Below are 4,785 nucleotides of genomic sequence, written 5' to 3'. Positions count from 1 at the left end.
ATCTACACCACCAACGCCATCGAGAGCGTCAATTCCAGGCTGCGAAAAATCATCAAAACCCGAGGCCACTTCCCCAGCGACGAGGCGGCCACCAAGCTGATTTGGCTGGCTCTGCGCAACATCACGCACGAGTGGGAAAGGGCTTCACTCCACTGGAAGCAAGCGATGAACCAGTTTGCCATCCTGTACCCCGAACGCTATGCCAGGGGGGCTTGCGTAAGATGTAGACCGACTTGCCCACCGCGGCTTGCGTTCGTCGCAAGCGACGCCGCCGCCGTGGACAAGTCTCCCAGCGCCTCGAACACAAAAATCCTGACACCCCCGTACGCTATGGCCAGATTATCCCGCACGGGCCAGTTTATTTTGTGGAGTTTGCGGAATACACTGCATTACGCAGCTTTTTTTAACCAACAACGAGGTAACGCAATGAACGAAAATACTTTGACCGGCATAGACTTGGAACCGATTATGGTGAAGGTCATGGATAAAGAGGAAGGTTTGGGCTGGACTCTTGAGTTCACAAAACGTGTAGCTGCCGAATACGAGAAATACTTGGTTCTTTGCAAAGAAAATCCAGAGGCAGCCGTCGTTCCTTCCTCTTTAGTAGATGACTTCTGGCATTTCCATATTTTGGACACTCAGAAATATCAAGAAGATTGCCAAGCTTATTTTGGTTATTTTCTTCATCATTTCCCATATTTTGGAATGCGTGGTAAACAAGACGAGGAAAATCTAAAAAAGGCGTGGGGCGATACATGCGCTCTTTACGAAAACCGCTTTGGCAAGCTTCCAACTGATCTTTGGCTGGCAAGCAAGCGCTGTCCAAACTGCGGGCGTCGGAGCAACTCTACGATGTATGCAATGGATCAAAGGCCAAGGCTTGCCATCGCTGCATAACATTGCGCTCCAAGGGGCGCGCATCAAGTGGCGCGCCCCTGAACTTGAACATTAGGCAACCGCGAAAACCCTAAGGAGGGATTCGGCGATCCCGACGGATGCGCGGGAGCATGGACGCGTGCGTGGTGCAATGTGAGGGCTCGTCAGAGGCAGTCAGGCCTTGCAGTCCACACGCGTTGAATAAGGCATGACCCCATGGGGCGTAGGCAAAGGGCCGACTCCGGCAATGCGCAGCCGATGGCACCGATCACAATACGGCGGATGTGGCAACTAACTCACGCTGTCGAACCTGGGAAACCCTGCCATCAATGAGCTCAACAAAGAGCTGAGTGGGGTGGTCACGCTCAAGCAGCATCGTTTGCGATGTCTCTAGCTGGGAGATGGTTCCTGCGCGAACTACTTCGAGTTTTTCTCGGACCTCATCAGCTTTGTCGCGCACCTCTTTTTTTCGGGTGGCTAGGGTCTTATTACGGTTCCAAAAAGCCTTGAAGCGCTCGCTGTCCGTTATGGCTTGATATTGGACCAAGTCTTGCAAGTTCTTGAGCTCTGCGAGCCCCTGCTTGATGCTCTCGCATCTGGCATCTTTCAGTGCCTGCTCACCTGGGTAGAGACTCAAGACATACCACGCTAACGCACGAGTCATCGAGCAAACCTTCAGGTCGTCTACGATCTGTTCAATCTCACGGTACTTCTTGACACTGTTCTTGTACAGGCTCTCAGTTCCGAAAGTATCGTCATCTCTTGGCGTTTCCTGAACCCGACGTTTGATATTAGCCAGGAGGTGGTGTTGTACCGCCAGTAAATCTCGCTCGCAGGATTCAAGTTCGTTGCGGATGGCGGGGGGGAGCTCCCCTTGGCTGAGCGCCTCATAGCCTTGCTGCAGATACTGGTAGGTGCCGTGGATGACCGCGCGCCGACCACTTTCAAGAAAGTCGCTGATGCTGTTCACTGCATCCTTGATTTCGTCGAGCTTCTGACTGATATCAGCCATGTGCTTTTGCGCAACGACCACCGATGCCAATTGCCACACTGCAGCAGCGTTGACTAGGGTCGTGAGGTCTTTCGTCTCAAAGAGTCGTGCATGTTCCTTGATGCCTTTTTCGCCCATACTAAATGCCCGCCACCCGTTTCCGTCTGCGGCCCGCGTCAGTTTGCCGTCAATGACTACCTCCATCAGCTGGCGACCTCGGTGAGCTTCGGCCACGAGTAGTGACGGCGCAGCCTGCATGAGCGAAGAAATACGGCTTGCCACTCCCAAGGAAGGTTCCATCGGCTGAGTCTTGGCCACCGCATCCAGGTCAGACAAAGGAAGCGGCCTTAGGGTGACTGCAGGATTGGAGATATCCGTCCCGAAATGGATGGCGGCAGCCATCGGTGCCGTTGCTTCCTGCTCGATCACGGCAACGGCGCTCCCGGCGCTCGGGTAGGTCGTGCCCTTGCTCTGCTCCTGCGATCTCGCGGTGCTCCTCTTGCGCAAGAGGAGCACCGCAACCAAGGCGGTGATGACAGAGACGATTAATGCAATAGTTGTGATGCCCATGGGGTTCCCTTCAAGACCGATTCAGTTTCCATTTGGTTGGATGGGTTTTCATAGCGACTATTTGATGCCCAGAATGGTCCTCTTTAACCAAGAAGTGGCATTACGGCTTGTCGAAACTTCCAGCGGAGCTTGCCCGCACTTCGGGCATTTGCGAAAAACATCCTTTCCCTCCAATAAAGCGTCGCTCAACGGTGCCACGGTCTTCGTCCAAGAGCACTTGGGGCAACGGTAGGTTCGAGGTTCTGGTCGGATTGGCATGATGTTCCTAAGTTGTGAGACGCGCACGGGTCAATTTGGCCTTGATCCTCGCAACCCTCTGTGGAAACCCCATGATCTCCCGCAGGATCAGCCGCAACATCCCCATGGTCGTCAGGATCGTCACGATCAATCCCACCAGAATCGCCAGAAAAGGGTTGTGACCACCTAGCGCACTGCCGACAGCAGCCCCGGCAATCACGCCGACGCCGACAGCCAAAGAGACCAAAGCTCCCAGGATGCCCAACGTCACCCCCAGTGCGAACAACACGGCGATGAGCAAGATACGCCCAGCGATCACAATTGCCGCCAACACAAAGGCCAGAAGCAGGCCTAGCGCAACAAGAAAGATCATGGCATTGGTTTCCTGGCTACCGTGTTGACGCTATGGGGCGCGCCCACAAATGTTGACAAATCGTCCTGGCCCGCCATGCGTCTGCTCGTCAAGGTGCGCTGATCTTGCAATCCCGGCATTTCCCCATGCGCAATGGCCCGGGCCTCTTTCAGGCTTTGCACCAGATCATCGAACAAGGTTTGTTCCATCTCATAGCTCCTTCACAAACTCCCGCGGCACTGTAGTTTCCTGATCGACCAAAGTGAAGGCAGGCGAGCCGCCATCAGGCAATCATCGCGCGCGTGCTGGAGAGTGTTGAGCGGCGATCGAAATCACTACAATAGGAACTGTTTTCATAGTAAAACGGTTCCATAAAACATGATCCTCACCGTAGGAAACACCAAAGGCGGTGTCGGCAAAACGACCATTGCCGTCAATCTGGCCATCGCTCGCGCGCTGGCCGGGCGTGATGTGTGGCTCATCGACGGCGACCGGCAAGGCACGGCGCAGACGGCAATCCGCATCCGTGCCGAGGCCGGGCATACGCCGGGCATTGCCTGCGCGACCTACCCGGACGGAGTGACTTTGCGGGCGCAGGTGCAGCAGCAGGCAGCCAAATTCGAGGACATCATCATCGACGCAGGCGGTCGTGATTCGACCGCGCTGCGCGCAGCCCTTGTGCTGTCTGATGTGCTGCTGGTGCCTTTTCAGCCGCGCAGCTACGACGTGTGGGCGCTCAACGATATTGCCGCCCTGGTTGATGAGGCGCGCAGCGTGCGCGATGGCCTGCGATGCTTTGCCGTGCTCAACTGCGCCGATCCTGGCGAGCACTCCACCGACAACGCCGAGGCTGCTGCCGCCGTGGCCGAGGTGCCGCAGTTCGAATACCTGCCCACCCCGCTACGCCGCCGCAAGGCCTTCGCCAACGCTGCGGGCGCTGGCCTGTCCGTGCTTGAACTCAAGCCACAAGACAGCAAAGCAAGCGACGAGCTCAATTCCCTTGTTTCGGCGCTTTTTTCATATCCAAAACAAGTTCTTTGATCCTAAGAAAACTCCCATGACGATTACCAAACCGATCAAGAGGCCGACCGCCGACGACTTCATCGCCGCCGCTCCAGACGCGGCGGGCGATATGCCGCAGAAGCGGCAACCCAAGTACGTCAGGAAAGGGAAGAAGATCCAGATCACGTTGACGATTGCCCAGCCGTTGCTGGAACGGGTGGATGAATTGGCCCAACGCTTAAGCCTCAGCCGCGCGGCCGTCATCAATTTGGCCATCCATCAGGGCATGGAACGCGGCATCACCGTGGACGGCTCGCACCGTGACGGGTCATCGTGAAGGCAATGAAAAGCCCCGCTTCCGGAGGAAAGCGGGGCCTAGAATTGGCGTCGCCCGGATGGTGGTGCAAACACCGTCGCGGGGCATTTGGACAAGGAAGGGAGAAACCTATGCCGAACGCTTACCGGACCGACACAGCAATTGTAGTCGCGCCGGCGTGCGGCGCGCATGGCTTGTCCCTGCCAGCAGGGGATCAACGCCGTGCACGCACACGATCAGCTTGAACTTGATCTTTTTGACCCGGCCCGCTGGCCGCGCCGTCCCTACTGCGCCGATGACTTAAGCGCGGGCCTGCGCATTCGTAGCCTCGAGCAGGCCCTGACCAAGCCCTACATCCAAGCCAACCCGCCACACCTGCGCGTGTGGTCAATCTTCGACGTGGATCGGCCCGGCGCAGCCCTTGCGTGGGAAGACGCCAAC

Annotated in this window: 6 protein-coding genes and 1 pseudogene; 4 read left to right on the top strand and 3 right to left on the bottom strand. The window is 56.6% G+C overall.

Annotated elements, in window-relative coordinates; all coding sequences use genetic code 11:
* Positions 1–207, top strand: a pseudogene (locus RTI30_RS12575) (transposase); the annotation flags it as partial.
* A gap of 937 nt (positions 208–1,144) precedes the next feature.
* Here the strand turns inward: RTI30_RS12575 and RTI30_RS12570 are convergent.
* The 3 genes from RTI30_RS12570 to RTI30_RS12560 all read right to left on the bottom strand — a co-directional run bounded on the left by RTI30_RS12570 (position 1,145) and on the right by RTI30_RS12560 (position 3,235).
* Positions 1,145–2,437, bottom strand: a complete 1,293-nt coding sequence (locus RTI30_RS12570) for a hypothetical protein (protein WP_312283917.1) — start codon at positions 2,435–2,437, stop codon at positions 1,145–1,147.
* A 265-nt stretch (positions 2,438–2,702) separates the two neighbouring features.
* Positions 2,703–3,047, bottom strand: a complete 345-nt coding sequence (locus RTI30_RS12565; RefSeq protein ID WP_312283916.1) for a hypothetical protein — start codon at positions 3,045–3,047, stop codon at positions 2,703–2,705.
* Positions 3,044–3,235 carry a hypothetical protein gene (locus RTI30_RS12560; RefSeq protein ID WP_312283915.1) on the bottom strand — a complete coding sequence of 64 codons (192 nt, stop codon included), beginning with the start codon at positions 3,233–3,235 and terminating at the stop codon, positions 3,044–3,046. Before RTI30_RS12560 ends, RTI30_RS12565 begins: the two co-directional genes overlap by 4 nt.
* 169 nt (positions 3,236–3,404) lie before the next feature.
* Here RTI30_RS12560 and RTI30_RS12555 point away from each other — a divergent pair, with 169 nt between their 5' ends.
* The 3 genes from RTI30_RS12555 to RTI30_RS12545 all read left to right on the top strand — a co-directional run.
* Positions 3,405–4,067 carry an AAA family ATPase gene (locus RTI30_RS12555; protein WP_312283914.1) on the top strand — a complete coding sequence of 221 codons (663 nt, stop codon included), beginning with the start codon at positions 3,405–3,407 and terminating at the stop codon, positions 4,065–4,067.
* 16 nt (positions 4,068–4,083) lie between these two features.
* Positions 4,084–4,365, top strand: coding sequence for a ribbon-helix-helix domain-containing protein (locus RTI30_RS12550; RefSeq protein WP_312283913.1), 282 nt, complete (start codon positions 4,084–4,086; stop codon positions 4,363–4,365).
* Positions 4,366–4,566: 201 nt separating this feature from the next.
* The coding region (locus tag RTI30_RS12545; RefSeq protein ID WP_312283912.1) for a replication initiation protein at positions 4,567–4,785 on the top strand (219 nt) is incomplete at its 3' end.

Origin of the sequence: Candidatus Igneacidithiobacillus taiwanensis, from assembly GCF_031962545.1 — a bacterium.
In the GTDB taxonomy this organism is placed as follows: Bacteria; Pseudomonadota; Gammaproteobacteria; order Acidithiobacillales; family Acidithiobacillaceae; genus Igneacidithiobacillus; species Igneacidithiobacillus taiwanensis.
Note: the sequence above shows the minus strand (reverse complement) of the source record. Positions and strands in the feature narration are given on the sequence as shown.